This is a genomic window from Nonomuraea composti, assembly GCF_012034275.1.
GTDB lineage: Bacteria > Actinomycetota > Actinomycetes > Streptosporangiales > Streptosporangiaceae > Nonomuraea > Nonomuraea composti.
Genome location: NZ_JAATEP010000004.1, coordinates 1 through 24,355, shown reverse-complemented (window position 1 = coordinate 24,355; position 24,355 = coordinate 1). Strand labels below are relative to the sequence as shown.

General features: G+C 73.0%; 19 protein-coding genes. 4 read left to right on the top strand and 15 right to left on the bottom strand.

The genetic code is table 11. From position 1 onward, the window contains the following. Positions 1–43: 43 nt before the first annotated feature. The 4 genes from HCN51_RS07450 to HCN51_RS07440 form a co-directional block, all read right to left on the bottom strand. The gene (locus tag HCN51_RS07450) at positions 44–1,138 is read right to left on the bottom strand and encodes a glycosyltransferase (RefSeq protein ID WP_168008116.1); all 1,095 of its coding nucleotides are present in this window, start codon (positions 1,136–1,138) and stop codon (positions 44–46) included. After that, complete coding sequence (locus HCN51_RS07445) at positions 1,135–1,944, bottom strand: glycosyltransferase (RefSeq protein WP_080042795.1); 810 nt, start codon at positions 1,942–1,944, stop codon at positions 1,135–1,137. The genes HCN51_RS07450 and HCN51_RS07445 overlap by 4 nt, the downstream gene beginning before the upstream one ends. Positions 1,945–1,956: 12 nt before the next feature. Further along, a complete protein-coding gene (locus HCN51_RS61170; protein WP_277349952.1) occupies positions 1,957–2,091 on the bottom strand; it encodes a hypothetical protein in 135 nt (44 codons plus the stop codon). Between the two features lie 110 nt (positions 2,092–2,201). Beyond that, a complete protein-coding gene (locus HCN51_RS07440; RefSeq protein WP_168008115.1) occupies positions 2,202–3,743 on the bottom strand; it encodes an MmpA family trehalose lipid delivery protein in 1,542 nt (513 codons plus the stop codon). Between the two features lie 87 nt (positions 3,744–3,830). Between HCN51_RS07440 and HCN51_RS07435 the strand changes: the two genes are divergently transcribed. Then, on the top strand, positions 3,831–5,693 hold the full coding sequence (locus HCN51_RS07435; protein ID WP_168008114.1) for a hypothetical protein: 1,863 nt from the start codon (positions 3,831–3,833) through the stop codon (positions 5,691–5,693). 522 nt (positions 5,694–6,215) lie between these two features. Here HCN51_RS07435 and HCN51_RS07430 read toward each other — a convergent pair. Then, a complete protein-coding gene (locus HCN51_RS07430) occupies positions 6,216–8,393 on the bottom strand; it encodes an acyl-CoA dehydrogenase family protein (protein ID WP_168008113.1) in 2,178 nt (725 codons plus the stop codon). 106 nt (positions 8,394–8,499) lie between these two features. Next, on the bottom strand, positions 8,500–9,363 hold the full coding sequence (locus tag HCN51_RS07425) for a hypothetical protein (protein WP_168008112.1): 864 nt from the start codon (positions 9,361–9,363) through the stop codon (positions 8,500–8,502). A gap of 878 nt (positions 9,364–10,241) precedes the next feature. Here HCN51_RS07425 and HCN51_RS07420 point away from each other — a divergent pair. After that, complete coding sequence (locus HCN51_RS07420; protein ID WP_168008111.1) at positions 10,242–11,672, top strand: AMP-binding protein; 1,431 nt, start codon at positions 10,242–10,244, stop codon at positions 11,670–11,672. 18 nt (positions 11,673–11,690) lie between these two features. Continuing rightward, positions 11,691–12,785, top strand: a complete 1,095-nt coding sequence (locus tag HCN51_RS07415; protein WP_168008110.1) for a S1C family serine protease — start codon at positions 11,691–11,693, stop codon at positions 12,783–12,785. A gap of 110 nt (positions 12,786–12,895) precedes the next feature. Here HCN51_RS07415 and HCN51_RS07410 read toward each other — a convergent pair whose 3' ends face one another. From HCN51_RS07410 to HCN51_RS07390, 5 genes are all read right to left on the bottom strand, one after another. Next, a complete protein-coding gene (locus HCN51_RS07410) occupies positions 12,896–13,438 on the bottom strand; it encodes an OmpA family protein (RefSeq protein WP_168008109.1) in 543 nt (180 codons plus the stop codon). Continuing rightward, positions 13,422–14,012 carry a hypothetical protein gene (locus HCN51_RS07405; RefSeq protein ID WP_168008108.1) on the bottom strand — a complete coding sequence of 197 codons (591 nt, stop codon included), beginning with the start codon at positions 14,010–14,012 and terminating at the stop codon, positions 13,422–13,424. The genes HCN51_RS07410 and HCN51_RS07405 overlap by 17 nt, the downstream gene beginning before the upstream one ends. Positions 14,013–14,086: 74 nt before the next feature. Continuing rightward, on the bottom strand, positions 14,087–17,227 hold the full coding sequence (locus HCN51_RS07400) for an AfsR/SARP family transcriptional regulator (RefSeq protein ID WP_346433564.1): 3,141 nt from the start codon (positions 17,225–17,227) through the stop codon (positions 14,087–14,089). Positions 17,228–17,306: 79 nt separating this feature from the next. Next, entirely contained in the window at positions 17,307–19,124 is a 1,818-nt protein-coding gene (locus HCN51_RS59160) for a serine/threonine-protein kinase (RefSeq protein ID WP_240972587.1), read from the bottom strand. Between the two features lie 49 nt (positions 19,125–19,173). Beyond that, a complete protein-coding gene (locus HCN51_RS07390; RefSeq protein ID WP_168008104.1) occupies positions 19,174–20,136 on the bottom strand; it encodes a GlxA family transcriptional regulator in 963 nt (320 codons plus the stop codon). A 100-nt stretch (positions 20,137–20,236) separates the two neighbouring features. On the opposite strand from HCN51_RS07390, the gene HCN51_RS07385 reads away from it, so the two are divergent. After that, positions 20,237–20,647, top strand: a complete 411-nt coding sequence (locus HCN51_RS07385) for a hypothetical protein (RefSeq protein ID WP_168008102.1) — start codon at positions 20,237–20,239, stop codon at positions 20,645–20,647. Here the strand turns inward: HCN51_RS07385 and HCN51_RS07380 are convergent. From HCN51_RS07380 to HCN51_RS07365, 4 genes are all read right to left on the bottom strand, one after another. After that, entirely contained in the window at positions 20,592–21,779 is a 1,188-nt protein-coding gene (locus HCN51_RS07380; RefSeq protein WP_168008100.1) for an ARPP-2 domain-containing protein, read from the bottom strand. The genes HCN51_RS07385 and HCN51_RS07380 overlap by 56 nt on opposite strands. Next, positions 21,776–23,170: a hypothetical protein gene (locus HCN51_RS07375; protein WP_168008098.1), complete on the bottom strand. Its 1,395-nt coding sequence runs from the start codon at positions 23,168–23,170 to the stop codon at positions 21,776–21,778. The genes HCN51_RS07380 and HCN51_RS07375 overlap by 4 nt, the downstream gene beginning before the upstream one ends. A 131-nt stretch (positions 23,171–23,301) precedes the next feature. Further along, positions 23,302–23,907, bottom strand: a complete 606-nt coding sequence (locus HCN51_RS07370) for a hypothetical protein (RefSeq protein ID WP_168008096.1) — start codon at positions 23,905–23,907, stop codon at positions 23,302–23,304. After that, on the bottom strand, positions 23,904–24,355 hold a 452-nt coding region (locus HCN51_RS07365), incomplete at its 5' end, for a hypothetical protein (protein ID WP_168008094.1). The genes HCN51_RS07370 and HCN51_RS07365, both read right to left, overlap by 4 nt.

Here is a 24,355-nt window from a genome sequence, read left to right as displayed (position 1 = left end):
CTGACCGGCCGGTCGCCCACCGCTCCTCCCGGTGGCCGCTTGCTCACCGCTCCTCCCAGCCCGGTCCCGGGTCGGAGCCGTGCAGCAGGGCCGTGAGGCGTTCGGCGCTGCGGTCCCAGGAGAACCGCCCGGCCCATTCCCGACATTTCACGGTATAAGTGTGGTCCAGCTCGTCGAGTGCCGCGCCGATGCCCTTGGCCAGGTCGGTGCTCTCCGGCAGCAGCCAGCCCGTCTCGCCGTGCCGGACGGCGTCACGCAGCCCGTCCACGTCGAACGCCACCGTCGGCACGCCCAGCGCGGCGGCCTCCAGCACGCTCAGCCCCCACCCCTCGCCCTGCGAGGTGCTCACGTGCAGCCACGCCTGGGCGACGAGGCGGGCCTTGTCCTCCTCCGGCAGGTAGCCGTGCAGGGTGACGCCCTCGGGCAGCCGGGCTCGCAGGGCCGCCTCCTCGGGGCCGCGGCCGATGATGTCCACGACCAGGCCGGGCCGCTGCTCGCGCAGCTCGGCGATGGCGTCGAGCAGCAGGTGGACCCGCTTGTGCGCGACGAGCCGGCCGAGGCAGACGAGGCGCGGAACCGGACTTTTCTCGATGTCTCCGGGCTGAGCGACGCTCACCCCGTTCGACACGATGTGCACGGGACCGCGCCACCCGAGCCGCTCCCGCATGGCCCGCACCGTGGACGGCGAGACCGCCACGCTCGCGTGCCGCCGGTAGCTCCACCGCGACACCGGCCCCTCCAGGAAGCGCCCGAACGCGGCCAGCCACCCCGGCAGGTGCACCCCGAACTGCCGGTCGTGCACGTGGTGCACGACGCACAAGACGCGGGTGCGCCGCCGTACCACCCAGGGGGTGAAGAACGGGATCCCGTTCTGGCAGTCGAGCACCGCGTCGAAGCGGCCCCTTCTGAGCAGCAGCCAGCCCAGAACCAGCGGATAGACGGAGAAGACCCCGCCCATCCGGACGAAACGCACCCCCTCCACGGTGTCGCGCCGGCGCTGCCCGGGCGCCCGGGCCGTGACGAAGCACACCCGGTGGCCCGCGCGCGCGAGGCGGCGGGCCAGCTCCCAGGCGAACGTCTCGGCGCCGCCGGCCTGGGGATGCCAGGGGTCACGCCAGTTGACGACAGCGATCTTCACGGATATCCGACGGGGTCGAGCGGCGGCTCCCAGGCCGGGTGCGCGGCCGTGGCCGGCCGGGGCCTGGTGTGCAGCCGCAGCCAGATCCGGCCGAGCTCCAGCACGATGCCGAGCGTGTGCCGGGCCGGGGAGAAGCGCGAGCCGGGCATGTCGTGCCAGCGGACGGGGATCTCCCGTACCGTCGAGCCCCGCTCGACACAGCGCGCGAGCAGCTCGACGTCGAACGCGAAGCCCGGCGTCCGCAGCCGCGCGGCGGTCTCGCGGGCGAGCACGCCGTCGAAGAACTTGAAGCCGCACTGGGTGTCGCCGACGCCCCGTACGAGCGCGCCGGCCAGCGCACGGAACCCGAACGCGCCCAGCTCCCTGACCTTGCTGTGGCGGTTCTCGACGTGCGAGCCGCCATGGGCCCTGGAGCCGATCACCACGCGCTCGCCGGACAGCAGCAGCCCGAGCGCCACGTCGATGGCGTCGAGGTCGGTGGCCATGTCGGCGTCGCAGAAGCCGACGAACGGGGCGCTGGTGCCGAGCAGCCCGGCCTTGACGGCCGCGCCCTTGCCCGGGGTCGCGCACTGGATGAGGCGGACGGGCACGGAGCCGCGCGGCCAGCCGCTGACGATCTCGGCCGTGCGGTCGGTGCTGTTGTTGTCCACGACGATGACGGACGTGGGGAACGGCATGCGGGCAAGCTTCGCGCACAGCTGCAGGAGCCCCCCGGGAAGCCGTCGTTCCTCGTTGTGGGCCGGAACGACGATCTCAAGCAGTGGTGGCCGGCTCGCCCTCTCGTCCCCTTGCGGAGAGGGTGGCATGGTCGGCTCGGGTTACCGGTCGCCGTAGTTGTAGAGCGGCTGGTTGACCGGCGTGGCGGTGGCGCCGGTGAAGGAGACGGTGGTGACCGTCGCCACGAGTGCCGCAACGGCGATGCCGATCATCGCTGCTAAGAGGATCTTGATCACGGGGTTCCTCCTCGAGCGGACAGTGGTGCGGGCGTCCCTAAACCTAGAACCAATTCTTGCTACTCGGAAGTAGCTAGACGAAATCTTAACAAAGACGCTGATCAGCGTACCTATTCCGGCGGAACCGCCGTCACCGGGCCGTCGAAACGGTACAACCGCAGGTCACCGGTATCGATCAGGACCCTCGCACTCCGTAGCCACATGCCGAAGCTCTGCCGTTCTTCAACTGTCCCCGAGTCGACTATCACGTAGCGAAACCCCGCCCCCGGCAGGTCGGGCGAATCGCCTTCTAGTACGTGTTCTAGCCCCTGGACCCGTGGATCCTCGCTCTCGACGACCATGCCGCCGACCCGTACGGCGTCGTTGGAGACCACCCGCCGGCCCGGCGTCGCGAAGAAGCGCTGCGCCGGATCCAGCACCGCCCGCCCGCCGTTCCACGGGAACCGCCGGTACGACTCGAACGGCAGCACCAGCACGTCACCCGGGTCCTGATCCCGGGCGATCACCTCCCGCGCGGCCGTCCAGCTCGCCGGATACGCCACCGCCCCCAGCCGCCCCAGCGAGCCCCACGCCATGGTCGGCAGCACGGCCACCGGCACCAGCGCGAGCGCCCCCACCCACACGCGGTCCCGGGCCACCCGCTCGGCGAGCAGCCCCAGCCCCAGCGCCGCCACCAGCGCCAGCGGCGCCACGTACTGCTGGGCGTCCCTGAACACCGCGAACCCGCCCCACACCTCCCCCACGACCCAACGGAACGCCGCCCGCCCCGGCTCGCTCACCCCCGCACACGCCACGCCCAGCCCGATCGCCGCCGCCACGCCCAGCCGCCGCTTGTACGGGACCTGCGAGCGCAGGAAGAAGACGACCCCCACAAGGGTGAGCGCCAGCCTGGCCGCCGCCCCGACCACGCTCTCGTACCCCGGCGGCACCGCGTACCTGTTCCAGATCCCGCCCAGCGACAGCAGGCTCCCCACCGTCCCGAACGGCGTGTCGGCCCTGGCCGCGAAGGCGTCCACCCCCACCGGGTCCCCGTCGATCCCCTCCGGCCGCAACGCCGTCGGGACCAGCCACGGCAGGCTGAACACCGCCAACACCGCCACCACCCGCACCAGCACGCTCCGCCGCGCCACGGGCAGCGCCGTGAGCGCGGTGACCGTCATCGCCGCGAACCCGCCCACCGCCGCCGGCAGCACCGCCACGGCCACCCGCCGGCCCTCCCCGACGGCCCGCACCACCCACGGCAGCCCCGCGTACCCGAGCAGCAGCGCCCACTGCCCGATCAGCAGCCGCTCGGCCACGTACGGGTTCCACACGTAGCACGCCCCCGCCACCAGCCTCGGCCCGAGCGCCTGCGACGGCAGCAGCAGCGCCGCCCCCGAGCAGCCCAGCACGAAGATCCCCAGCAGGATCCCCTTCTGCACCAGCTCGGCCGGCACCACCTGCGCCAGCGCGGTCACCACGGCGTCGCTCGGCACCACCCGCGCCGCCCCGCCCGCCAGCCCGAACGTGAACCGCGAGAACACCGGGTCCGGCACGAACACCATGTCCTGGAGCAGCGTGAACCCCCACCCCAGCGCCGGCCCCAGCGCCAGGCACCCCAGGACCAGCCCGAGAAGGGCGGCGGCGAGCCCGGCTCGGGCGGTGTGCGGCATCCCGCAATGACATCACAACCCCGAAACGCCCATTCCACTGATCACCTCCGCCTGGTTACTCTTCGCCGGGACGGGAGGCTGGGGGCCATGACCGCACAGGGGACGCGATTACGCGGCGGCGACGTCGTGCTCGCCACCGGGATCGTGATGGTGGCGGTACAGCTCGTCTGGAAGTACGAGCTGGTCAGACGGACGTTCTTCCGCCAGGACGACTTCCACTACATCATCAGGGGCCAGGAGAGCGGCTTCACCTGGGACTACCTCATGTGGGTCGACGTCGGCCACCTGCTGCCCGGCGGCTTCGGCATCTCCTGGGCGATGGCCCGCCTCGGCGGCTACAACGAGGTGCTGGCCCACACGATGACGATCGCCCTCCAGGCCGGGGCCGGCCTCGCGCTGCTGCGGCTGCTGCGGCTGCTGTTCGGGGCGCGGCCGGCGATCCTCGTGCCGCTCGGGTTCTACCTGCTCACGCCCATGACGATCCCGTCGCTGTCGTGGTGGGCGGCGGTGCTGGAGACGCTGCCGCTGCAGCTCGCGCTGCCGATGGCCCTCTCCTCGCACCTCCTGTACGTGCGGGACGGCCGCATCCGGCACGTGGTCGCGGCGTGCGCGTGGACGCTGTTCGGCCTGCTGTTCTTCGTCAAGGCCGCCTTCATCCCGATCCTGATGCTCGTGCTCACCGCCGGCTGGCTGGCACGGGGCTCCGCCCATGAGGCAACGGCGGCCTGGAAACGGCTCTGGCGATACTGGCGGGCCTGGCTCCCCTACACGGCCCTGCTGGCCGCCTACTCCTGGATCTTCTTCACCGGCCTGTACAACTCCGTCCAGATCAACAACGCGACCCAGACCCCCGGCCTGCCCGACCCCGCCGTGGCGGGCGAGTTCTTCTGGATGCTGGGCTCGCGCGGCCTGATCCCGTCCGCGCTGGGCGGCCCCTGGCAGTGGCGGCCGATCGGCGACGACTACGCCATGGCCGCCCCGCCAGACGCGCTGACCTGGGCGGGCCTGGCGATCACCGCCGCCGTCGTGGCCGTCTCCGTCCGGTGGCGGCGCCGCGCCTGGCTGGCCTGGTCGACCCTGCTCGGCTACTTCCTGCTCGCCGACGTGGTGCCGGTCCTGCTCGGCCGCATCGAACTGCTCGGCCCCGGCATCCTCGGGTACGAGCTGCGCTACCTCGCCGCCACCGCCACCGTCGTCGCCATCGTGCTCGGGCTGGCCTTCATCCCCCTCGACGGCGAGGAACACCCGTGGCTGCGCCCGCGCACCCGGCTCCGCTGGGCGTGGGCGCCGCTGGCCGCCGCCGTCACGGCCGGCTCCGTCTGGTCGGTGGCCGCCTACGCCGACCGCCCGCTCGGCCGCACCGTGCGCGACTACGTCGGGACGGCCACGCTGGCGCTCACCCGCGTGCCGCGCGGCACCGCCGTGCTCGACACGTACGTGCCGCCCGGGGTCGCCGCCGCCGCCTTCTTCCACGACTACGCCCTGCACTCCAAGGTGCTCGGCGTCCCGGACCCGTGGCCGGTGACCTGGCTGCGCGAGCTGTCGGGCCCCGTACCGAACCCGCTGACCTTCGACGCGCAGGGCCGGCTGCGGCCGGTCGCCATCCAGGGCCTGCGCCTCCCGCAGCGCGGCGGCTGCGTCCCGGTCGGCCCGTCCGAGGTCCGCTTCCGCCTCCCCGGCCGCCTCCCCGGCGGCGTCTACACCGCCCAGATCTCCTACCTGAACTCCGCCGAAACCACCCTGTCGGTCCGCCTCGGCCTCGGCGTCACGGAGGTCCGCGCCGGCAAGGATCTCGGCCGGACGTTCGCCCGCATCGCCGGCGGGGGCGGAGAACTCACCATCCGCACCACCGGCAACGGCCCACCGGCCTGCCTCGGCGAAATCCGCATCGGCCACCCCATCCCCGACGAAACCGCCCCAGCCATCCCCCCACAACCGGTGGACAGCTGACCCACCGCTCGGCTCCCCGCGCTGGCGCTGCGCTCGCCACGGCGATTAGCCACGCGCAGGGGCGCTTGCCACAGCCAGCCCCGCGACGCGCACGACCCTCGCCTCAGACCTGGCTGCGGCGTGAGATGCCACAGGCTGACGGCCTTGCCCGCGCGGTCACCACAGAGCGGCGCCTTGCCCGCCCACGCGGTCCCCACAGGCCAGCCGCCAGCGCCCGCACACGCGGTCGTAGCGGGCCGGTTCGGCCTGCCCGCCACGCGGTCACCGCAGGCTGGCCTCCTCGCCCGCGTACCGCGGTCACAGCAGGCCAGCCGCCGACGCCCGCGCACGCGATCTCCGCACGCCAGCCGCCAGCGCCCGCGCATCGCGGTCGCCGCGGGGCGGTCGGCTCGCCCGTGCCGAGGTCGCCGCAGGCCGACCCCCGTGGCGGTCGTACCCCTTGCCCCTTCCCCCAAAGGACAGCACCGAAGTGCGGTGGGAAGGGGCGGGCGGGCAGGATGTGGGGGCGGCCCGGACGAAAACCTACTTGCCCGGCTCCGGATCCCGAGGCAACCCCAGCATGCGCTCGCCGATGATGTTGAGCTGCACCTCGGTCGTGCCACCGTAGATGGTCATGGCCCGGGTGGCGAGCACGGCCCGGTTCCAGTACCCGGCGTCCCCGAGCTTCATGTCCGCCGCGACCACGGCGGCGGCCCCGAGCAGCTCCACCGCCGTCTCCGACACGTGCTGAGCGTGCGAGGTGGACAGCAGCTTCCGTACGGACGCGTCGGCCCCGGGCTCGGTCCCGGCGAGCTGCTTGAGCGTGACCCGCAGCGACAGGGCGTTGATGGAGTGCCCTTCGCACACCACTTCGGCCACCCGCTGCGCCTCGGCGGGCGTCAGCTCGCGACCGAGCCGTCCGACGAGCCCGAGCAGGTCGGGGACGGACGCGCCGGTGCCGCCGGAGCCGGACGACAGGGAGACGCGCTCGTTGGACAGCGTGTTGCGGGCGACCTTCCAGCCTTCGCCGACCTCGCCGACGACGAGGTCGTCGGGCACGAAGACGTCGTCGAGGAAGACCTCGTTGAACAGGTTCTCGCCGGTCATCTCGGTGAGGGGCCTGACGGTGACGCCGGGGGCCTTCATGTCGACGAGGAAGTACGTGATGCCTTCGTGCTTGGAGCCTTCGCTGGAGTTGCGGGCGATGCAGATGCCCCATTCGGCGACGTGGGCGACGGACGTCCAAATCTTCTGGCCGTTGAGTTTCCAGCCGCCTTCGACCTTCTCGGCCTTCATCTGGAGGGAGGCCAGGTCGGAGCCGGCGCCGGGCTCGGAGAAGAGCTGGCACCAGATCATCTCGCCGCTGAGCGTCTTGGGCAGGAAGCGCTGCTGCTGCTCGGGTGTGCCGTACGCGGCGATGGACGGCACCACCCAGGCGCCGATGATCATGGCGGGCAGGCGTACCTTGGCGGCCTTGAGCTCCTGCGCGATGAGCACCTGCTCCAGCGGCTTGGCGTCGCGGCCCCACGGCTTGGGCAGGTGCGACATGACGAACCCCTGGTTGGCCAGGGCCCGCTTCTGCTCCTTGCCCTCCAGCTTGGCGATCTCGGCGATCTCGGCGCGGATCGACTCGCGCAGCGCCTCGGCGCCCTCGGGCAGGTCGATCTCCATCTCGCGGGAGACGCCCTGGAGGGACAGCTCGGTCACGGTGGCGGCCCATTCGGCGGACGGGCCGAGCAGGGCGCGCAGGGTGAGCGCGCGGCGGTAGTAGAGGTGGACGTCGTGCTCGAAGGTGTAGCCGATGCCGCCGAACGTCTGGATGGCGTCCTTGGCGCACTGGACGGCGGCGTCGGGGGCCATGACGCCGGCGACGGCGGCGGCGAAGCGCAGCTCCTGCCCTTCGGCGCGGGTGGCGTCCCAGACGGTGGCGCGGGCCTGCTCCAGCGCGACGAGCATCCGCGACAGCTTGTGCTTGATGCCCTGGAACTGGCCGATGGGGCGGCCGAACTGGACGCGTACCTTGGCGTACTCGGCGGCGGCCGTCACGCACCACGAGGCCAGGCCGGCCGCTTCGGCGCCGAGCAGGATCGCGGCCAGGTCGCGCACGTCGGTGGTCTCGACGCCGTCGAGGACGCCCTCGGCGGGGACTTCCACCTCCGTCAGCTCGACCTTCGCGGCCGGCCTGGTGAGGTCGAGCGACTTGATCTCGGTGACGGTGGCGGAGGAGGCGTCGATGAGCACCCACACCTCGCCGTCGTCCGTGGTGACGGGCAGCACCAGCGAGTCGGCCAGGGAGCCGCCGAGCACGGGCTCGGCCGTCCCGGAGACGATCAGCGAGCCGTCCTCGCGGCGGGTGCCGGTCAGTGAGCCGGTCAGCGCGACGGCGGCGGTCAGCGTGCCGTCCACGAACGACTCCAGGTGCTCGGGGCGCTTGGAGGCGTTGATCACGGCGCTGGCCAGCACGGTCGGCACGAACGGCCCCGGCGCCATGCGCTCGGCCAGCGCCTCGATGGCCACGGCCGCCTCCAGCAGCCCGTAGCCGGAGCCGCCGTACTCCTCGGGCACGTGCAGCCCGAGCAGCCCCTGCTCGGCGAGGCCCGGCCAGAACGCGGGGCGTCCTTCCGTGCCGGCGCGCAGCAGCTCCGAGGGGATGTTCCGCTCCGCCCAGCCGCTCACCGACTCGCGGAGCGCCTCGTGCTCCTCGCTCAACCCGATCGCCATTGCTCATCCTCCAGCCAGGTCCGAGTCATGCCCAGAATCATATTCTAGAGGATGCTTCTGGCATACCGCACGACCCGGACGGCGGAAAGGGCACGACGGGCGCCCGCTACAGCGGACGGACCTGCTGCACCAGCGTGTTCAGGTCGCGCCACCGGGTCTTGTTCGTCTCGGGGATCGAGGCCATGAGCATCGCCGGCTTCGTCTTGCCCACTTCGACGACCGTCACCATGGCCTGGGCCTCCTGCTCCTTGCCGTCGAAGGTGTAGGTCACCTTGTAGCCGAGCGTCCACCCCTTCCCCAGCGGCACCTTTTGCGAGGCCGTCCACTCGTCGAGCTTGGCGCCCGCCGGATACTGGGTGCGGATCGTCCAGCGGGCCGCCTGGGTGGCGATCTCCCGGTAGTCGGCGTTCGTGCTGGGCTTCTTCTCCGGCGAGTCACCCGGGTACATGGCGGAGGCGATCACCGTGTGCGGGACGGCGACCTTGCCGATGCGCTGCGCGACCGAGAACGGCGGGAACGACTTCGCCTTCCACGGCGAGGCCAGCCTCGGGTAGGAGATGCCGCTGTTCTTGTCCGTGATCGTGCCGGTGACGAGGGACGCCGTGCCCGACAGCGTGGCGAACTTCTTCGACTCCGGCACCGGCGGCAGCACGATCGGCGTCTCGGTCGGCGTCGGGCTCGCCGACGCCGTCGGGGTCACCGACACGGACGGCACCGGCGCGACCGGGATGATCTGCTCGTCCGACTGCTGGTTGGCGGGCACGTCGCCGCGGAACACGACGAAGACGAGCAGCACCGCCAGGACCGTGCCGAGGATCGCGCCGACCAGGTAGATCGCCCTGATCGGGATGTCCCCGAGCCGGCGCCCCCTGGGCTCCGGCGGGAGCGGCGGCACGGGCGGCAGCGGCTGCATGTACGGCTGCTGCTGCGGCGGATGCCCGACCCGCAACGCACCCCCATGCACCGGCATCGGCCCGGCCCCATGACCGGGACCCGAGCCCACGCCCGGCCCCGGAGGCACGCCTGGCCCAAGCCCCGCCGCACCCGACGCCTGACCCGGCCCCTGGCCGGCACCCTGCGCTTGGCCCGCAGCCTGCGCCGCACCTGCGCCGTGCGAGAGGCCCGTACTCTGCGCTGGAGCCGCGCCCTGTGAGGCGCCCGGGCTCTGGGGCTGGCCGGTGCCTTGCCTCGGCCCGCTGCCCTGTCCCGATCCCGGAGCGCCCGCCGGGGGCACGGCGGAGGGCCCGCTCGGGGGCTGCCGCTTCGGCGGCTGGCTCGGCACCGGGGCAACCTTCTTGCCCGGCGACTGCACGGGAGTCTTGCCCTGCGTCTGGGCGGGCGCCTGCCCCTGCGGCTGGCTGGAACCCTGCCCCTGCCCCTGCCCCTGCCCCTGCGACTGGCCGGGAGCCTGGCCCGGGGATGGGCTGGGCGACTTGGCAGGCGTTTTCGCGGGAGCCTGGCTCGGCGACTTGGTGCCCGTCTTCGCGGGAGCCTGCCCGGCGGCCTGCCCCTTGGGCTGGTCGGCGGCCTTCCCGGTGGACGAGCCGGCGCCCTTCCCGGGAGCCTTCCCACCGGACTTTCCGGCCGGCTGCGCAGGTGCCGGTGACTGCTCCTCGGTCGCACCAGAGGCAGGCCCGGAGACAGGCCCGGAGGCCCCGGGCGCGGGCGGCCGTGAGATCCGGATGGTCTCCTCCGCGGGCAGGACGACCTTGCGGAACGGGGTGGTGGGTGAATCGTAAGTGCGCCTGCGCTCGCCGTCGTCCGCCATGGCCTTGAGATTACGTCACTACAGAGCGGGACAATTCCTCTATTCCCCCAGCAGAATCTAATTCTGTAAGGTCTGCGGACATGAGGGGTTTCTACGAGATCGCCGCCAACGACCCTGAACGCCCCGCCCTCCTCGGCGACGAGGGCATGACCTACGGCCGGTTGCTGGACCGCGTCAACCGCGCCTCCCACGGCCTGACCTCGCGCGAAGTCGCTCCGGGCGACTGTGTGGTGACGGTGCTGAAGAACGGGGCCGACGCCCTGACCATGATGCTGGCCACGTACCAGATCGGCGCCTACCTCGTCCCCGTCAACTGGCACTTCACCACCGAGGAGATCGACTACATCATCGGCGACTGCGGCGCGAAAGTGGTCGTCGGGCCGGGCGCCCTGTCCGTGGACGAGCTCGTCGCGGGCCAGTCCGCCACCGCGCCCGAGCACCGGCGGGCCGGCTCGATGATGCTCTACACCTCCGGCACCACCGGACGGCCCAAGGGCGTGCGCCGGCGGCTGCTGGACCTGACGCCGGAGGAGCTGTACCCGATCCTGATGCGCAAGAGCTGGCGGCACTTCGGGCTGCCGATGGGCGGGGTGCACCTGGTGTGCTCGCAGCTCTACCACTCGGCGCCGTACGGGCAGGCGATGATGGCGCTGCAGTTCGGGCACGCGATCGTGGCGCCGGAGCGGTTCGAGGCGGCCGCCGCGCTGGAGCTGATCCAGCGGTACCGGGTGACGAACGCGTTCATGGTGCCGACGATGTTCCACCGGCTGCTGGCGGTGCCGGACAAGGAGTCGTACGACCTGTCGTCCCTCACCCACCTCTACCACGGGGCGGCCCCGTGCCCGCCGGCCACCAAGCAGGCGATGATCGACTGGCTCGGGCCGGTGCTGTGGGAGTACTACGGCTCCACCGAGGCGGCCGTGGCCACCATGGTCTCCTCCGAGGAGTGGCTGGCCAAGCCGGGCACGGTCGGCAGGGCGCTGGACGGGATGTCGTTCACGATCGTGGACGAGGACGGCAACGAGGTGCCGCCCGGCTCGCCCGGCCTGGTCTACATCGGCGGGATCAACCGCTTCGAGTACCACGGCGACCCGGACAAGACGGCGGCCGCCATGCGCGGGCGCGACTACACCCCGGGCGACATCGGCTACCTCGACGAGGACGGCTACCTGTTCCTGCTCGACCGCAGGACCGACCTGATCATCTCCGGCGGCGTGAACATCTACCCGGCCGAGATCGAGGCGGCGCTGCTGGAGCACCCCTCCGTGTCCGACGTCGCGGTGATCGGCGTGCCCGACCCCGAGTGGGGCCAGAAGGTGGTGGCGCTGGTGCAGCCGGCGGCCGGGGTGTCCGGCGGCGACGAGCTCACGGCCGAGCTGCTGCGGCACTGCGCGCCCCGCCTGGCCCGGCTCAAGCATCCCCGGCTGATCGAGTACCGCGCATCGCTCCCCCGTACGCCGACAGGCAAGCTGAGCAGGCGGAACGTCCGGGAAGCGTATCTTTCGGGCTGAGCTGGGAAGAGTCTCCCCATGAGGGAGATCGTCGCAGGACTGGCCGCCGCAGCCGTACTGGTCGCCGGCTGCGGGCCTCCCCCCACCACCACAGGCACCACCGGCCCGTCCGCCTCGCCCTCCTCGGCGCCGAGCACGACAGCGGCCTCGCCCACCTCGCCCACCTCGCCCACCTCGTCCCCGCAGGCGCTGGAGGCGGCGTACGAGAAGGTCATCTCGGACGTCCTGCCGTCCATCGTGCAGATCACCACGAAGGTGGGGCTCGGGTCGGGCATCGTGTTCGACACGCAGGGGCACATCGTCACGAACGCGCACGTGGTCGGCGAGGCTACGCAGATGAACGTGACGATCGCCACCGGCGGCCCGCCGCGATCGGCCCGGCTGGTCAAGTCGTTCGCCGGCGGGGACCTGGCCGTGATCAAGGTGGACCGGCCCGACGGGCTCAGGCCGGCCCGGTTCGGCGACTCGTCGAAGCTGCGGGTGGGGCAGATCGTGCTGGCCATGGGCAACCCGCTGGGGCTGTCCGGGAGCGTCACGAACGGCATCGTCTCCGCGCTCGGCCGTACGGTGACCGAGCCGCAGAACCCCGACTCGCCCGGCGCCACCATCGCCGGCGCCATCCAGACCTCGGCCGCCATCAACCCGGGCAACAGCGGCGGCGCGCTGGTGGACCTGTCCGGCCACGTCATCGGCATCCCGACGCTCGCCGCCACCGACCCCGACCTGGGCGGCGGCGCCGCGCCCGGTATCGGCTTCGCCATCCCGAGCAACACGGCCACCGACATCGCCCGCCAGATCGTCAAGGACGGCCGGGTCACCAACAGCCACCGGGCCGCCCTCGGCATCCGCGGCAGCACGGTCATCGGCTCCGACGGCCAGCCGAGCGGGGTCGGGGTGGCGAGCGTCGACCGGGGCAGCGGCGCCGAGAAGGCCGGCATCCGGGCCGGGGACGTGATCGTCTCGATCAACGGCAAGGACACGTCGACGATGGCGCTCCTGGCCGAGACCATCACCACCCTCAAGCCGGGCGACCACGCCAGGGTGGGCGTGATCCGCTCGAACGGCCGCACCGAGACGCTCAACGTGACCTTGGGGCAACTCCCGGGCGAGTGACACGCCCGCTCACGCGTCCCGTGCGGGTGACGGTGGTGCACCGGGCGCCCGTCCGCACCCGCGGCGGGCATCCGTCACCGTCCGCGCGCCCGCCCCTCTACTGCGCGGTCCTATTGCTTGGCCGTGAAGACGATCTCGACGCGCCGGTTCCTGGCGCGGTTCTTCTCCACGGGCTTGCCGCCGACCATGTTGGGCACCTTGGGCCGGCTCTCGCCGTACCCGCGCGCCTCCAGCGTCACCCCGGCCGCCGACAGCAGGTGCCGCATCTCGCTCTCGACGGCCTGCGCGCGCCGCTGCGACAAGGTCTGGTTGTACGCGTCGGTGCCCTGGTCGTCGGTGTGCCCCTCGATCTTCACCACCCCGCCGGCCCCTTCGTCCCGAACCTTCCCGGCCACCTTGGCCAGCCGCTGCCGGGCCTTGTCCGTGAGCCGCCACTTGTCGAGGGCGAACAGCACGTCGCTGGTCACCGCGACCGTGACCTGCCGGCCCACCTTGCTCTCGCTCTCGGCGCCGTCCATGGACTCGACCTCGCCCACGATGTCCTCGACGGGCAGGACGAGGTCCTCGACGGCGCCGGTGGCGTTCGCGGGCGGGCTGGGTGCGGGGGTCGGGGACAGGACGAGGGCGAGGGCGACGCTAAGAGATCGGAACATCGGTGATCACGCCGAACATCGGCATCTCGATGTTGATCTTCGTGACGTCCGCGGGCGGCGCCGCGAACACCGCGTACAGCGTGGAGGCCTCCCCCGGCTTCAGGAACTGGCCCTGCGTGCCGGAGCACACGCACGCGGCCCCCTGGTCCGTGCCGTTGCGCGCCACCCGGTACCGCTTGGCGTTGACCGGGTCGATCAGCGCGACGGACGAGACGGTGAAGTCGAGCGGGCCACTGCCCAGGCCGTTGTGCAGGTTGACGTCGCCGTCGAGGGCCGTGACCGTCCAGGTGAGGCTGAGGGTGCGGCCCTGGCGCTTGAGGCCGGTGACGTCGACGCGCGCCTTGCCGTACATGTCGCCGCCGCCGACCTTGGCCTCGCGGCTGGCGATCACCTCGGTCTGCTGCGGCGGCGCGCTGCTCGCCTGCTCCTGAGGGGCCGTGGAGGCGGGCGTGGCCTGCCCCTCCGCGGCGGCCCGCGTCTGCCGCTCCTCACCGCCTCCGCCCTGCTGACCCGGCAGCACACCGCAACCTGCCAGCGCGATCGCGGCCACAGCCAGCGCGAACGTCTTACGCATTTACCTGGTCACCTTCGTTGTCGGGGTTGTGGCCCTCACCCTAGGGAGGCGACCTTCAGGATCCGCATAGTCGGCTATATGCGCCGATCACGCCGCCTGGCGGCCTCCCTCGCGAGCCTGTCGGCCTCGGCCTTGACCTCGTCATCACCGAGGCGGTCAAACTCTTCCATACCTCTCACAAGGGTCTCAACCGCCTCATCCAGCTCGCCGAGCTCCAACCCGGCCCTCGCCAGCGCCAGCCGCGCCCGCGCCGCGCCCCGCCGCTCCCCGTACGCGGTGAACGTCTCCAGCGCCGCTCGCGCCGCCTGCGCCGCCGCTGCCGGCGCGCCCGCCGCCTCCTCGATCTCAGCCAGGACGAGCAACGCCACCGCCTCCGGCAACCGGTCACCCAGGCGACGATTGATCCCCAGCCGCCACCGCACGCACTCGCGGGCCTGACCGTGGCTCCGGGCCGCGAGATGCAGCCTGGCCAGGTCGAGCAGCGCCTCCGCCGCACCCCGCAGATCACCCAGCTCCCGGTAGGCGTCCAGGCTCTCCTTCAGCGCCGCCTCGTCCCCACGCAGGCAGCCGAGCGCCCGGAGCGCGTCGGCCCGCCCCCGCCGGTCACCCGCCTCCTCGAACTCCCGCAACGCCCGCACGAACGCCCGCTCCGCCTCCATCACCTCCGACGCCCGCCGCCCGCCCATGGCCCGCCCCGGGCTCCGACCGGCAGCCTGAACCAGAGCCCCGCCCGCAGCAGCCTGAACCTGAGCCCCGCCCGCGGCGGCCTGGACCAGGCCCAGCCTGAGCGTGATCCTTGCCAGCTCCAGCCCCTCCACCAGCGGCTGGGCCGCCCTCAGCGCCGCTGCCGCCGCGTCCGTGCGGCCCTCCACCCGGTGCAAGTCGGCCAGGCCGCGCAACAGCAGCGCCTCGCCGTGCCGGTGGCCCGCCGCCCTGGCCGCGTCCAGCCCGGTCGCGGTCGTCGCGTGCCAGTCGTCGTGGTGGGCGCCCAGCTCGAACAGCGGCGTCAGGTAGAACGCCAGCCGCCACGCGGCCTCGTACAGACCGGCCCGGTAGAAGTCCTCGACCGCCGCCACCAGGAACCGCCGCTCAGCACCCAACCACCGCGCCTCCTGCCGCAACCACCCCGTCTCCAGCCCACCACCCGGCCGCGACCACCCGCTACGCCCCCAGAAGGGCTGAGCACCCACCCCCTCCGGCGGACGCCCCCACGACAGGTGATCGTGCGCCGCTGTCGCAGGTGGGAGGAGTTCGGTGCGGCCGGTGCCGGGCTCGGCCGGGAGGAGGGCTTCGCGGGCCCGGCGGGTCCGCTCCAGGATTCCGCCCGCCACGGCCGCCAGCACCACGGCCGGGCCGCCGTCCTCCTCGGCCAGGCGTTCAGCGGCGTACAGCCGGGTCAGGTCGTGCCAGCCGTACCGTTCCTGACCGGCCTCGTCCAGCCCGCGCGACTGCAGCAGCCCCGCCTCCACCAGCGGCTCCAGGTCCGCGCCCAGCACCCAGGGCGCGAAGTCGGGCGCGGACAGCGCGCCGAGCCGGCGCAGGAGCCGCCGCTCCTGCGCCGGCAGCCCTCGATACCCCAGGGCGAGGCTGCCCCGGACGGCGAGATCACCCGCGCTCAGCTCGTCGAGCCGCCGCCGCTCATCACTCAGCCGCCCCGCCAGATGGCCCAGCGTCCAGCCCCGCTTCCTGGCCAACCGGGAGCCGGCGATACGCAACGCCAAGGGCAGATACCCACACAGCCGGACGATCCGGGCAGCGGCCTCGGGCTCCGCACCTACCCGATCATGCCCGGCCACGCCGCCGAGCAGCGCCACCGCCTCGTCCTCATCGAGCAGCCCCAGCTCGTACGCCCGCGCCGCCTCCAGCCCCGCCAGCGGCGACCGGCTCGTCACCAGCGTGAGGCTGCCGGGCCCCGTGGGAAGCAGCGGCCGCACCTGGGACTCGTCGGCAGCATCGTCCAGCACGACGAGCAACCGTCTACGAGCCGTGATGCTGCGGTACAACCGCACCCGCTCATCCAACGCAGCCGGCACCGCACCGTCCGGGCACCCGAGCGACCGCAACAGATCCTCCAGCACAGCACCGGGCGGACGCGCCCCGAGCACGGCGTACAGGCGGTCGTACGGGAGGCCGTCTCGCTGACCCAGCGTGGTGGCGGCGTGCACGGCCACGGCCGACTTTCCGCAGCCGGGCGGGCCGTGCAGGACCAGGTGAACGGGGGCCGGGACACGTTCGGCGGCCATGCGCGCGATCCAGCCGAGCACCGCCCGCCGCCCCGCGAAGTCCGAAATATCCGGCGGCAACTCATTGACCGGCCCCACCGCACCTTGGGCACCAACCCCACCCGCGAGGCCACCGATCACCCCCGCCGCGCTGACCACATCCAGGGAGCCGCCAGGCAGCGACCCGATGTCGTTCAGTACGTGCTGATGCGCGGCCACCAGCTCCGCCCCCGGCTCCAGGCCGAGCTCCTCCACCAGCGTCCGCCGCACGTCCTGGTACGCGTCCAGCGCCTCCGACCTGCGCCCCGCCTGGTGCAGGGCCTCGATGAGGCGGACCCAGGCACGTTCCCGCAGCGGGTGGGCCGCGACGAGGGCCCGCAGCTCCCCCACCACCTCGGCGCCCCGGCCCAGCCGCAGGTCGAGCTCCACCCGCTCCTCCAGCGCGGTGAGCCGCAGCTCCTCCAGCGGCACCCCGTACGCCCGCCGCAACACCGACGACTCGACGTCCGCGAGCGCGCTCTGCCCCCGCCACAGCCCCAGCGCCGCCCTGAACCCGTCGGCCGCCTCCGCCACCCTCCCGGCCTCCCGCTCCTGCCTGGCCGCCGCGACCAGCCGTTCGAAGCGGTGGCAGTCCACGTCGTCCCGCTCGACGTCGAGCAGGTACCCCCCGGGCACGGTACGGATGCCGCCGACGCTCTTCCGCAGCGCACTGACGTACACCCGCAGCACGGACTCGGCGGAAGCGGGCGGCCGGTCATCCCAGACGGCGGACAGCAACCGCTCCACCGGCACCCGCTCACCCGCCGACAGCAGCAACGCCGCCAGCAACGCCCGATGCTTGGCCGGCCCCGGAGCCCAGCCGCCGCCACCGTCGTCGTCACGATCACCGCCGCCATCGCGGGCACCACCACCGTCGCCGCCGCCGACGCGCACCGGGCCGAGAACGCCGAACCGCGGCGGGCCGGGCACGCCGAACCGCGGCGGGCCGGGCACACCGGACCGCGCTTGGCCGGGCACACCGGACCGCGGCGGGCCAGGCTCGCCGGACCGCGTGCTCACCGGCTCCCCGGCCTCACGTGCCGGTCGCCGGTCTGACGGCGAAGGACTCGAAGCGGACGCGGGCCAGCCGGGTCGCGCTCGACGCCGCGTGCACCCCGGCCTCACCGGCCCCGTACGGGGCGTCGGCGTCGGACACCTCGGCGACCAGGGTCTCGTTCAGCCACATCCGCAGGGTCACCTTGCTCCCGCTCTGGCCGCATTCCGCGACGATGCGGTTGGCGGCCGTCCTCGGTGCGTCCGCCGGCCCGTAAAGGATCTTGCCCTCCGTGCCCGTGCGGCGCTTGACGATCGAGACCTTGCCCGCGCCGCTCACTCCGAACTCGTAACGGTTCCCGGAGCTCGCCGAGCCGTGGCACCACACACCGTACTCCCCGTCGCCCTCCTCCAGGGTGCCCTTCGCGCTGACGACCACGCCGCTCTCCGGCTCGTTCACGGGCGCGGACTTCCACAGCCGCCACCCCGGCTTCACGTCCAGCTCGTAGGCGCCACCGTCCGTCCGGGCGCTTCCACCCTCGGACGCGCCGACGGCCCACCCGTCGGCGAATCCGGCCTCGTACGGCCAGGTCTGTGCGGTCAGCCGGCCGGGCAGGATCTGGGCGGCAAGAACCCCAAGGGCCAGCGCCCCGCTTCCGGCCGCTCCCCACACCCACCTACGCCACCGCCGCCCGCCGGAACGAGCCGTGCCCGCTACGCTGACCGGCCGATCGTGCCCAGCCTCCGCCCACGGGGCCCGCGCGTCGGAACCCGCGGATGGGGCGGACGGCGTGCCGGCACGCGCGGCACCGGGCGGTGCGGGTGAGGTGGCGGGCGCAGCACCGGACGGCGCGAGTGGCGCCGCAGGCGCGACCGCGGGCGCCGCGCTGCCCGGCGCGGTCGGCGCAACCGGCGCAACCACTGGCGCGGCACCAGGCGGGCCAGCACCAGGCGGGGAGGCGGCGGGGGCGGGGGCGATGCGGGCGGCGGAGGTAGGGGCGGCGGGGGTGCGCAGGTCGGCCGTGGCGGTGCCCGTCCACGTGCGTTCGACCACTTCCGTGGCCGTGGCCAGGCGCGTGCCGCCCACCAGCTCAGCCAGCAGCTCAGAAGCGGTGGGCCGAGCGAGGGGATCCTTGGCCAGCGCCCGCTCGACGATACTCCTGATGCCGTCGTCCAACCCGGAGAGCCGCGGCGGTTCGTGGGCGATCCGCCACAGCGCCGCCTCCGAGGATTCGCCGCCGAACGGCGGCCGCCCCGTCCCCGCGAACGCGATCACCCCGCCCCACGAGAACACGTCGGCGGCCGGTGTCAGCGGTTCGCCGCGCGCCTGTTCGGGCGCCATGAACGCGGGCGTCCCCAGGATGGCCTGGCTGGACAGGGCGTCGTGGCCGACGAGGCGGGCGATGCCGAAGTCGATGACGCGCGGCCCCAGGGGCGAGAGCAGCACGTTGCCGGGTTTGAGGTCGCGGTGGATGACGCCGGCGCCGTGGATGGCGCTCAGCGCGGTGGCGACGCCGACGGCCAGCGCCTCCAGGTTGCCGCCCGACAGCGGCCCCTGCTCGCGGACGGCCCGGGCGAGGTCGGGCCCTTTGACGTATTCGGTGACGAGGTAGGCGACGCCGTCGTCGATCCCGGCGTCGAGGACGGGTGCGGTGCAGAACCGGGCGACCCGTCGCGCGGCCGCCACTTCCCGTTCGAAGCGTCGCCGGAAGGCGGGGTCGCCGGCGAGGGCGGGGTGGATGAGCTTGACGGCGGCCAGGCCGCCGGTGGGCGTGGCGGCGAGGTACACCTCGCCCATGCCGCCGCGCCCCAGCAGGCGTCGCAGCGTGTAGCCGCCAATGACCCGGTCGCCGTCCATCGCAGACACATTAGCCAGAGTCCGGACGAACCGGACCATGCCAGGAGGGTCAGCCGGCGGCCTGGGTGAGCCGGTAGTGGGAGGGCGGGACGCCGTACCGGTCGATGAACGCCTGCCGCAACGTCTCCGCCGTCCCGAACCCGCACCGCACCGCCACCGCCGCCATCGGCAGCGAGGTGGAGGCGAGCAGGTGGGCAGCGGCCTCGGTGCGGACCTGGCGGACGTAGCGGCCGGGTGTCTGGCCGAGGTGCTTGAGGAACAGCCTGGTCAGGTGCCGCTCGCTGACGCCCGCCTCGACGGCCAGCGCGGCGGTGCTGAGGTCGTCGCGCAGGTGGGCCGAGATGTAGTCGATGGTGCGTTTGACGAGGCTGTTGGCGGGCGACGGCGCTTCGACGAACATGCTCATCTGCGCCTGGTCGCCGGGCCGCTGCAGGTAGGTAACGAGGTTGCGGGCGACGGTCCTGGCGAGCTCGTCGCCGTTGTCCTCGGCGACGAAGGCGAGGATGAGGTCGAGGGCGGCGGTGATGCCGGCGGAGGTGGCGACGTTGCCGTCCCTGACGAAGATCGGGTCGGGGTCCACGACGACGTCGGGGTAGCGGTCGGCCATCGTCTGCGCGAAGCCCCAGTGCGTGGTGGCGCGGCGCCCGTCGAGCAGGCCGGCGGCGGCGAGGACGAACGCGCCGGTGCAGACGGAGGCGACCCGCCGGCTCTCCCTGGCCAGCCGCCGGACGTGACCGACGATCAGCGGGCTGGCGGCGGCGTTCTCGGCGCCGATCCCGCCGGCGACGACGAGCGTGTCGAGGGGGCCGGTGACACGTTCGAGGGTGAGCTGGGCGTCGAGGGTCAGCGCGGTGGCGGTGGTGACGGGGTGGCCTCCGGGGGTGGCCACCCGGTACTCGTAGTAGGGTGCCGCGCCGTGCCAGTTGGCGCTCTCCAGCGTCGAGGTGATACTCGCGATCTCGAGCAGCTCGGCCGCGTCGTAGGCCACGACCACCACCCGTCGTCGATCCATGGCCACGACTTTAGGTGCGAAGGACGCGGATCCCAAGTTTCCGGACCTTCTCGGTCGCCGGTCTTGGCCGCCGGCGGCCGTACCAAGGACAGTCGGGGACATGACGACGACGACAACGCCCAGGACGGGCCGCCGCTGGGGCAGATTCGCCCTCCACTACCTCGAAATGATCATCGCGATGTTCGTCGGGATGTTCGCGCTCGGCATGCTGCAGTCGGCCGTCGGCCTCGGCGTCTCCCACGCCGAGCAGCCGGAGCTGTGGTACCTGGCGATGGCGCTGAACATGTCGATCGGCATGGCCGCGTGGATGCGCGTGCGCGGCCACGGCTGGGCCCCGACGCTGGAGATGTGCGCGATCATGTTCGCGCCCGCCGTGCCGCTCTTCCCCCTGCTGTGGACGGGGGTCATGGACGCCGACGGGCTGATGCTGGTCTCGCACGTGGTGATGTTCCCGCTCATGCTGGTGGCGATGCTGCGCCGCCTCGACGAGTACGCCGGGTGCGCTCATTGAGCTGCTTGCGGAAGGCGTCCATGACGTCCTGCCGCAGCAACTGCCCGAACCCCGCCCGCTCCAGGCGCGCCGCCAGCATGGGCACGCCGATCCGGAGCGTGGCGGCGGTGGCGGGCAGGCTCCAGCCGTGCGCGGCCAGCGCGCTCAGCAGGTGGCCGCGCCGGCTCTGCGCCTCCGACAACCTGAACGTCTTCAGGTACGCCAGCCGCCCCTCGCCGTCGGTGATCGTCTCGCCGAGGTGGTTCTCGCTCTTCCTCTCGAACGACGGCAGGAACCGGCTCAGCGTGAACCGTCCCATCCGGTAGACCTGCTCCACCCGGGCGGGGGCGCGCAGGAGCCCGGCCGCCATCACCGAGTCGTGGAAGCCCGCCCACTCCCGCTCGTGCCGCTCCGCCTCGGCGCGCAGGTCGGCCAGCGAGGTGACGGCGCTCTCGTCGATCACCGCGGGGAAGTCCCTGGCGGGGTGGAAGAGGGCGTACTCGTAGATCAGCTCCCCGTACAGGTCGCGGATGAGGGTCGGGTGCAGCGCCCGGTAGTCCTCCGGATGCGGCACCACGAACGCGCCGGCCAGCGTGTCGCCCGCGTACAGCAGCAGCCCGCACTGCCCCGGGTGGATCTCGAACACCTTGAGCGCGTCGTCGAGCCCGCGCACCTCCGCGCCGGTGTAGGCGTCCTCGGCGCGCGGCGACAGCCCGTGCGCGACCGCCTGGCGCGACCACTCCTGCCACGCGATCTCGGGGCCGCCGAAGTGCAGCGCGAGGAAGCCCTCCAGGGCCAGGTGCAGCGGCAGGAACCGCAGCCGGCCCGGCTCCACCCGGCGGGCCATCCTGCGCCGCACCCTGACCGGCACGTGCCGCAGCGGCTGCCCGAGCTGCGTGCCGTACGCCGCCGCCGGGGTGCCGTCGCCGGTCCAGGACGCGACGAAGGCGTGCGGGACGTACGCGGTGTAGAGCGTGCGGTCCGGCAGCAGCACCAGGCTCGCCTCGTCGCCGTACACCTTGGCGTGCAGCCGCAGGTCCTCGATGGAGTCGCGGCGCACGAGTGGGACGAGCCGCAGCGCGCCCCACGTCTGCGCGGGCCGCGTCTCCAGCCCGCCGAAGTCGATCAACGTGCCGCTCAGTGTGCCGGTCATCGTCGTGCCGCCCGATCCTCCAGGTACGCCCGCAGCTCCGCGAGCCCCGTCCGCCCCTCGGCGAAGCGGGCCAGCTCCACCAGCGCCGGCAGGTCCTCGGCATCGCGGATGCCGGCCGTCGGCACCACCGTGGCCAGCCGCCGCACCTCGATCTGCTCGGCGTCGTAGACCGGATTCAGGTGCACGATGCCGACCTCGCCCGCCGGGTCGAGCTTGCGCCGCCAGACGCGCAGCACCTCGGCGGCCAGGCCGGGGGGCGCGTTGTCCCAGCCGTCGGAGACGATGACGAGCAGGCCCGGCCGCCCTTCGAGGGCGTCGAGGATCCGCCGTCCCAGCGGCGTGGGCCCGGTGGGGCGCGCCTGGAGCGGGTCGGAGCGGCCCGACAGCCACAGCCCGCGGTAGGAGCCGGCCAGCGCCCGCAACAGGTAGTGGCAGGCCAGCGCGACGGCGAGCGGCCGGCGGCGCTTCACGGGCGAGCCGAAGGAGGAGAAGCTGTCGTCCAGCACCGCGGCCACGTCGCCCCACGTGCCGGCCCGCGCCCCCGCCGCCCGCGCCGCCGCCGCGCGCAGCGCCGCGACCAGTTCCGCGCGCCGCCGCGCGCGCACGTCCGGGGCCAGCGACAGCACGTACGAGGCCAGCCTGACCAGCGGCATCGCGGTCAGGTCCGCCTCGGTCCGTACGCCGTCGCGCTCGGCCGCCCCGGTCAGCCGCAGCCGCTCCAGCTTCGTCAGCCGGGGCGCGACGCGCTCCAGGAAGGCGGCCCGGCTGATGCCGTGGCGGGCGGCGAAGCCCTCGGCGACCGTGTACGGCAGCTCGTACAGGGCGTTCTTGTCGTAGTGCGCCCGCCGCCACGCCTCCAGCAGGGGCGCCTCGTAGCGGGCGCGGCGGAACGGCGCGAACAGGAAGTCGCCCAGCTCGCCCTCGGGCCGCAGGTGCGCGTGCCGCACCGCCGACTTCAGCGCCGAGCGGTACTTCACAGCGTCGAAGGCCAGGTCGGGCCGGGCGGCGAGCCAGTCGCGGATGATCGCGCGGGTGCGCCGGTTGTTGACGCCCGCCCGCCGCAGCTCCTGGAACAGCCGGTAGACGCGGGGCGGGCTCATCCGCGCCAGCCGCCCCGCGATCAGCCGCGCGTCGCCGGCGCCGGGGAGGCCGGCCCCGCGCTTGAGGAGGTTGGCGATGATCAGGGCGGCGTTGTGGTCGTTGATGTCGAGCGCCAGCGTGGCCGCGTACAGGTCCGGATAGTTGCCGTGGATGTAGTCGTGCAGGAAGGCGAGGGACAGCCGCTGCTCGCCGGCCGCGCTGTGGAACTCGCGCTGCCCGGTCGAGGTGATCGCCGCGTTGGCGAAGAGCAGCACGTCCTCGCACTCGATCAGGTCGGCGTACGTCTCCATCGGCTCCCCCAGGTCGTGGACTGGCCGGGGAATGGGGGCACGAGCTGCGAAGCGTCGCTTTCAGAGGCGGTTTCCGGAAGTCGTACCGGAGTCCCGCGGCCAGTCTGGTTCCGGACCTTACCGAGGGTTCGTCACGGACGCGAAGGATTTACCCCCTGCGCTTTGATACGTCCCAGCGCGTGCTGCCGGTCCCGGATGTCCGAGATCAGCACGTGCGCGACCAGCAGCAGCCCCAGGCAGAGGACGTCGGCGGCCCACCAGGGGATCTCGGCCAGCAGCAGGTACCCCTGCCCGTCGCTCAGCGACCTGATCACCACCGTGACCACCGCCACCACGAGCGTGACCAGCCCCCAGCTCCACAGCGGCGGCAGGCTGCCCTTGTTCCACAGCCGCACCCGCCAGTTCATGAACACGGCCAGCACGCCCAGCAGCGCGCAGAAGCCGATCAGCCACCACGGCAGGGCGAAGGCCGTCTGCTCGGAGATCTGCTCCCGCGTCGTCCGCAGCTCCGCCTCGGCCTCCCGCCTGGCCCGCTCGGCGGCGGCGAGCTGCCGTTCGAGCTGGGCCACGCTCTTCTGCTGCCGCGCGGGCGGCGTGGCGCTCTCGGTCGGCAACATCCGCGTCACCACCGTCAGCATGATCGCCACGAACGACAGCGCGAGCACGATGGCCATGAACAGGTCGATGAACCGCAGGTCGAGCGGCGGCGCGAACGACCGCGGCGGCCTCCTCCTCACTGTTCCCTCACCAGCGTGTACTTCTGCGGCCGGCTCTCGGCGGCGGCCAGCCGGTCCACGGCGGTACGCAGCGCGTCCAGCCCCTTCACCAGCTCCTCGGTCCTGCCCCGCGAGTGCGCCAGCTCCTGCGTGAGGCCCTGCATGTGCGACAGTTCCCTGGTCAGCCCCTGCACCTGCGCCAGCTCGCGGGTGAGCCCCTGCAACCCGGGCGCGGCCTCCTTGCCCGGCAGGCGCGCCAGGTAGATCAGGAACACCTCGTCGGCCGCACCCACGTTGGCCCGCTCGGCCCGCTCGACCAGAGCCATCGCCCCGAACGCCAGCACGCTCAGGAACAGCGCGATCATGGTGACGCCGAACGCGGAGGCCAGCTCCGGCAGCACGTACTGCTTGAGCGCCGCGATCAGCACGCCCGGATCACCCCGCCCGTCCAGCGCGTTCCCGAACGACC

Bases quoted from the DNA above. Each gene is read 5' to 3' on its own strand.
- HCN51_RS07445 (WP_080042795.1), bottom strand. From the start codon at position 1,944: ATGCCACCCTCTCCGCAAGGGGACGAGAGGGCGAGCCGGCCACCACTG.
- HCN51_RS07440 (WP_168008115.1), bottom strand. From the start codon at position 3,743: ATGCCGCACACCGCCCGAGCCGGGCTCGCCGCCGCCCTTCTCGGGCTG.
- HCN51_RS07435 (WP_168008114.1), top strand. From the start codon at position 3,831: ATGACCGCACAGGGGACGCGATTACGCGGCGGCGACGTCGTGCTCGCC.
- HCN51_RS07430 (WP_168008113.1), bottom strand. From the start codon at position 8,393: ATGGCGATCGGGTTGAGCGAGGAGCACGAGGCGCTCCGCGAGTCGGTG.
- HCN51_RS07425 (WP_168008112.1), bottom strand. From the start codon at position 9,363: ATGCCGGTGCATGGGGGTGCGTTGCGGGTCGGGCATCCGCCGCAGCAG.
- HCN51_RS07420 (WP_168008111.1), top strand. From the start codon at position 10,242: ATGAGGGGTTTCTACGAGATCGCCGCCAACGACCCTGAACGCCCCGCC.
- HCN51_RS07415 (WP_168008110.1), top strand. From the start codon at position 11,691: ATGAGGGAGATCGTCGCAGGACTGGCCGCCGCAGCCGTACTGGTCGCC.
- HCN51_RS07410 (WP_168008109.1), bottom strand. From the start codon at position 13,438: ATGTTCCGATCTCTTAGCGTCGCCCTCGCCCTCGTCCTGTCCCCGACC.
- HCN51_RS07405 (WP_168008108.1), bottom strand. From the start codon at position 14,012: ATGCGTAAGACGTTCGCGCTGGCTGTGGCCGCGATCGCGCTGGCAGGT.
- HCN51_RS59160 (WP_240972587.1), bottom strand. From the start codon at position 19,124: ATGGACGGCGACCGGGTCATTGGCGGCTACACGCTGCGACGCCTGCTG.
- HCN51_RS07390 (WP_168008104.1), bottom strand. From the start codon at position 20,136: ATGGATCGACGACGGGTGGTGGTCGTGGCCTACGACGCGGCCGAGCTG.
- HCN51_RS07385 (WP_168008102.1), top strand. From the start codon at position 20,237: ATGACGACGACGACAACGCCCAGGACGGGCCGCCGCTGGGGCAGATTC.
- HCN51_RS07380 (WP_168008100.1), bottom strand. From the start codon at position 21,779: ATGACCGGCACACTGAGCGGCACGTTGATCGACTTCGGCGGGCTGGAG.
- HCN51_RS07375 (WP_168008098.1), bottom strand. From the start codon at position 23,170: ATGGAGACGTACGCCGACCTGATCGAGTGCGAGGACGTGCTGCTCTTC.